Below are 5,054 nucleotides of genomic sequence, written 5' to 3'. Positions count from 1 at the left end.
GCATCCTCTTCGAAACGGTGCTGTAGCTCAGTTGGTAGAGCATCGGACTGAAAATCCGTGAGTCGGTGGTTCGAGCCCACTCAGCACCACTTTCAAAAGCCCTGTCAGACAAATGTCTCAGGGCTTTTTTTATGGCCTGTATTTTTTCGTTCGATTTTAGCATCCTGATTGTAAACATAGCCTAAATTTAAGAGGATTGCAGAAATTTGTTATGCAAGCATACTATTTTGATTCTAATTTATAATTGTTCTTGATTATTATTTGCTACCTTACATAATTGTAAAATAAACATTCAAGACCTATAAGTGAGTATCGACAGGTTCATTGTAATTTTTAGCGCACAAATCATTCTGGCGCTGATTATCTGTTTTCTTTTTTCTTTTTATTATAAGCTCTACTCACGTAGCTTTTTAAAGTGGTGGTCTTTAAGTTGGCTATTTTACGGACTTGTCTATTTCTCCTCTATTTTTCTTACAATCAGTTCCGGGCTTTACTCCCAGCTTTCTTCTATCCTGGTACTCATTGGTACCTATTTGCAATTGCTATTTCTTGTCCTGGGTGTATTAACAATAGCCAAAGGCACATCATTTAAATCAAAGCAAATACTTTTTATGGTGGCATCTGTCATAATATTTGCTATCATTTCAAACCGGCTTTATCATGATGACCCAGATGGAAGTAACATAAGGTATGTGCTAAGAATAGGTCTTAAGAGCACAATTATTGGATTTGTGTTTATCTGGTCAGCTTATAAAATTTACTTCACGTATGGTTTTCTTAAAGGGCTGGGAAAAACATTTTTATGCATCGCCTTCATGGTATATGCCGCTCAACACCTTTGGCATGCTTCTATTGTTTTTGCCAATGTAGGTGGTTACAAAGTGAGCTTTCCGGCAGCCAGTTATGGTATAATCGACTTGTTGAGTCTCAGTATTATAGGTTTGGGTATGCTTTTGTGGTTATTAGAAAACGAACATGCCCAACTCAAGAAAACTAACCATGAGTTAGATAGTTTTTTATACAGTACTTCACATGATCTCAGAGCTCCTGTAGCTTCAATTTTGGGGCTGACAAACCTTGCCAAGCAAGATGTTACAGACACAAACAGTCATCAATATTTTCAGATGATTGAAGATAGTACGCTAAAATTGGATGAGACTATTGGTAATATATTGACACTAGCAAAAAGTGCCAATGTAGCTCCAAACATCACTGAAATTAACATTGCAGATCTAGTAAGTGTCTTAGAAACCAAACTAGCAATCAAACATTTTAATTCATCAGTAGCATTCATTAAAGAATACGACACACCTGTGATTAAAAGCGATGTGTTGCAGTTAGAAATTATTCTTGGCAATATTTTATCAAATGCCTTTAAATACCATAAACCGGATGTCGAAAATGCATTTGTTAAATTGTCTGTAAAATTAAATGAATCGCACTATTCTATCGTTATTTCGGACAATGGCCAGGGCATTGATAAAGAAAGCCTAAGCAAAATATTCGACATGTTTTACAGGGCCAATGAAAGCTCAGAAGGAACTGGCCTGGGTTTATATATTGTTAAAAAAGCTATTGACAGACTTGAAGGGCAAATTTCTGTTAGTTCTACATTAGGGGCTGGCACTTCTTTTCAAATCCTACTACCTAAGCACCTAAGCTGATTGTTTTTAGGGCGAATTATCTCGTATAAAGCTCAAAAGTTTATATTTTTAAGAAAGCTGGTATTGTGCGTATTATAAACATCACCATATTTTCGGTCTTACTCTCTCTAGCCTCATCAATTGGCTTTTGCCAAGATAGAGAGTCAGATAGTTTAGTCCAACTTAAAGATGCCACCAGAGATATAAATCAAAAAATAAAGACGCTCAATAAGCTTACTAAAGATTACATTGAGGCCTCAGTAGATACAAGTCTCGTTTTGTCCGATAGCGCTATCCGCTTTGCAAAAAAGCACCATTTGATGAAGGGCCTGATTGAAGCCAGAAAACTTCAGGATCAGGCGGTGTTAAAAGCCAATAACTCAAACAAGGCTGGTACTATCATGAACCAGTTTATCTCACTAGCCAAAAAAAATAAAAACAAACACCTTCAGGCCACGGGCCTTTATTTCAAAAGTCGTATTCTTTTTGATAATGGCTTTATCGTAGAGTCGCAACTAGCTCTTGAGAATGCAATTTCACTCAGAACTGCCATCAATGATCAATATGGGTTGGCCAATGCGCTTAACCTCAAAGGAAATATACATACCGATCTCGGCCATTACTCTGAAGCCATAGAGGCCTATCAAAAAGCGCTGCTCATCGATATAGCTTTAGATGACCAAGTAGGCCTTTCGGATCGCTATAATAATATTGCACGTATTTATTCTGCCAAAGATGAGTTTGAGAAGTCATTGGAGTTCTTCAGAAAATCATTCGACATTTCTGAGAAGCTAAATGACAAACCCGGAATGGCGACTTTAGCCAATAACATAGGATTCGTCCTAAAACAGCAAGGCAAATATGATGAGGCCCTACCTTATTTGTTTAGAGCAATTAAAATAGAACGAGAGATCAAAGAAGTTTGCGGAGACATTTATCCCCTATATAATATCGGTAGCATTTACCAAAGGTCAAATCAGCTTGATTCGGCCTTCTATTATTTGTCTCTTGTGGCTGACAAAGCAGAAACATGTGCCGACCAATACGTGAATTCACTGGTACAACTAGACCTAGGTTTGGTAATGGAAAAGAGAAATGATGTGCAGCAGGCTGAAAAGCTTTTAAAGTCTGCCTTTGATAACGCCACCACATATGGTCTTACATCTGAAGCTAAAGATGCAGCACTTGCATTGTCAGATTTATATCAGAAAAACGACCGGCCATCTGAGTCGTTAAAGTTTTTCCGAATCTATTTTCAGCTACACGACTCCATCTTTAATCAACAAAATACGGCTCGAATAGCAAGATTAGAAGCCGAATATGAGTTTGCACAACAAAAGAAGCAAGATAGTTTAAAGCATAAGTTGGAAGAGGTTGAAAAAGCCAAAGAGCTGGCTAATGTTATTTGGGTTCGTAATTCATTGATCATTGGCTGTATTTTACTGGCGATAGCCACTGCACTAATTTTGATCAATTACAACCGAAAAAATAAGGCGAATGCACAACTCAATCTGCTAAATAAAAAAATAAATCGTCAGAAAGAAGAATTAGAACAGCAAGCTGATAAACTAACCAATGCCAATGAGGAAATTATAAGGATCAATGAAAACCTGGAGCAAATTGTGCAGGACAGAACCAAAGTAATTACTGAGCAGAATAAGAAAATATTAGAATATGTCGCCTATAATTCTCACCAGGTAAGAGGGCCGCTGGCAAGAATTTTAGGTCTTGTTTCACTTTTTCAGAAAAAAGGAATTAAGACTGAAGAGGTTCAGGAAAAATTGGGTGAAATAAAAAAGGAGGCATCTGAACTTGACAAAATGGTAAGGAAGATGAATCGAACGCTTGAAAAATCAAAAAAGACCATTAAAGATCAGGAAAAATAGACTACCTCTTTAGTCTGGTTACTTCTCGGTCTGTTAAAAATCTCCACTTACCTCTGGGTAGGTTAAGCTTATCAAGACCTGCATACATTACCCGGTCTAGCTTCAGCACTTCATAACCGAGGTGCTCAAAAACACGCCTTACAATTCTATTACGACCAATGTGTATTTCAAGGCCAATGACAAAACCTTTCTGATCTACAACGGCTACTTTATCAACTTTCACCTCACCGTCTTCCAGAGTAAAACCACTTTCTATGGTATTAAAATCTGCCTCATCGATAGGTCTGTCAATTTCTACCCTATAGATTTTTTTAATTTCATTCGAAGGATGTGCTAGTTTTTCAGCAAGCTCACCATCATTAGTGAAAAGTAGCAAGCCAGTCGTATTTCTATCCAATCTCCCGACAGGATACAATCTTTCTTCTGTGGCATTCTTAACCAACTCCATAACAGTTCTTCTGTTTTCAGGATCATCTGTTGTGGTGATAAAATCTTTTGGCTTATTTAAAAGTACGTACACCAACTTCTCTGGCTTTAACGATCTGCCTTTGTATGAAACCTTATCAGTCTTTGACACTTTAGTGCCGAGCTCAGTTACAACCTTTCCATTCACTTTTATTTCTCCTGCCTCTATGAGTTTATCTGCATCTCTGCGACTACAAACACCCGCATTGGCTATGAATTTATTGAGTCTGACTAATGCATTATCCTGCACCTCAGAAATTTCCGTTCTCGTACGTGGCTTTGATTTTGATTGGCCTCTGTCAGACCTTCCTTTGGATTGGTTTCTTTTATTTCTCATAATATAAATTCAGTATCACTACTGTAACAATGTGAAGTGCAAAATTGGTGAAAAGAATTGCAATTAACTAGTCATCACCCTCTTCACCGATTACATTATCATCGGCTTGGGCAAAATCTTTGGGGGTTGGCAACTCTTTTAAGTCATTGATGCCAAAATACTCCATAAATTGGTCTGTGGTTCCGTAGAGAAGAGGTCTGCCAATAGCTTCGGATTTACCTTTGATTTCTAAAAGGCCTTTTTCCAGAAGTTTTTGAACGGCATAGTCACAGTTTACACCTCTTATATTTTCCACTTCGCCTTTTGTTACGGGTTGTTTATAAGCTACTATCGAGAGTGTCTCCAGCGCTGAGGTTGATAGTCTTCTTTTAGAGCGTTGTTTAAGTAATATACCTATACTAGCCTGATAGGCAGGTTTGGTAAGAAATTGATATCCTCCACCAGTCTTATTTAAACTAAAAGAAAACTCGTCCGCACTGTATTTTTCATCAATGCGAACGAGTACTTCTTCTATGTGTTCGGTCGGAACATCTGCCTCAAACATTTCAGACAACGCTCCTTGTAACTCTTTTACTTTCACCGGATTAGGTGAACAAAATATAAGAGCCTCAATATGATTTTGTAAATAATCCAATCTTAACTCTGCTGGCTAAGTTTTGATTCTATGGATTGAGTGGTATGCGGTACTGCTTTGAGTCTTTCTTTAGAAATCAATTTGCCTGA

Annotated in this window: 4 protein-coding genes and 1 tRNA gene; 3 read left to right on the top strand and 2 right to left on the bottom strand. The window is 37.6% G+C overall.

Features of this window, described 5'->3' with window-relative positions; genetic code table 11:
* Positions 1-16: 16 nt before the first annotated feature.
* The 3 genes from E1176_RS06230 (at position 17) to E1176_RS06220 (ending at position 3,529) form a co-directional block, all read left to right on the top strand.
* Positions 17-89: transfer RNA gene (locus E1176_RS06230), tRNA-Phe, on the top strand.
* 216 nt (positions 90-305) lie between these two features.
* Complete coding sequence (locus tag E1176_RS21335) at positions 306-1,664, top strand: ATP-binding protein (RefSeq protein WP_155209704.1); 1,359 nt, start codon at positions 306-308, stop codon at positions 1,662-1,664.
* A 65-nt stretch (positions 1,665-1,729) separates the two neighbouring features.
* Positions 1,730-3,529: a tetratricopeptide repeat protein gene (locus E1176_RS06220; protein WP_155209703.1), complete on the top strand. Its 1,800-nt coding sequence runs from the start codon at positions 1,730-1,732 to the stop codon at positions 3,527-3,529.
* A gap of 1 nt (position 3,530) precedes the next feature.
* Here the strand turns inward: E1176_RS06220 and E1176_RS06215 are convergent, their stop codons facing one another.
* Complete coding sequence (locus tag E1176_RS06215; protein WP_155209702.1) at positions 3,531-4,331, bottom strand: pseudouridine synthase; 801 nt, start codon at positions 4,329-4,331, stop codon at positions 3,531-3,533.
* 67 nt (positions 4,332-4,398) lie between these two features.
* Entirely contained in the window at positions 4,399-4,965 is a 567-nt protein-coding gene (scpB, locus tag E1176_RS06210) for an SMC-Scp complex subunit ScpB (RefSeq protein ID WP_155209701.1), read from the bottom strand.
* Positions 4,966-5,054: the final 89 nt, after the last annotated feature.

The sequence above is a fragment of the Fulvivirga aurantia genome (assembly GCF_009711475.1).
Taxonomy (GTDB): domain Bacteria; phylum Bacteroidota; class Bacteroidia; order Cytophagales; family Cyclobacteriaceae; genus Fulvivirga; species Fulvivirga aurantia.
This window is presented reverse-complemented; position numbering and strand designations above follow the sequence as displayed.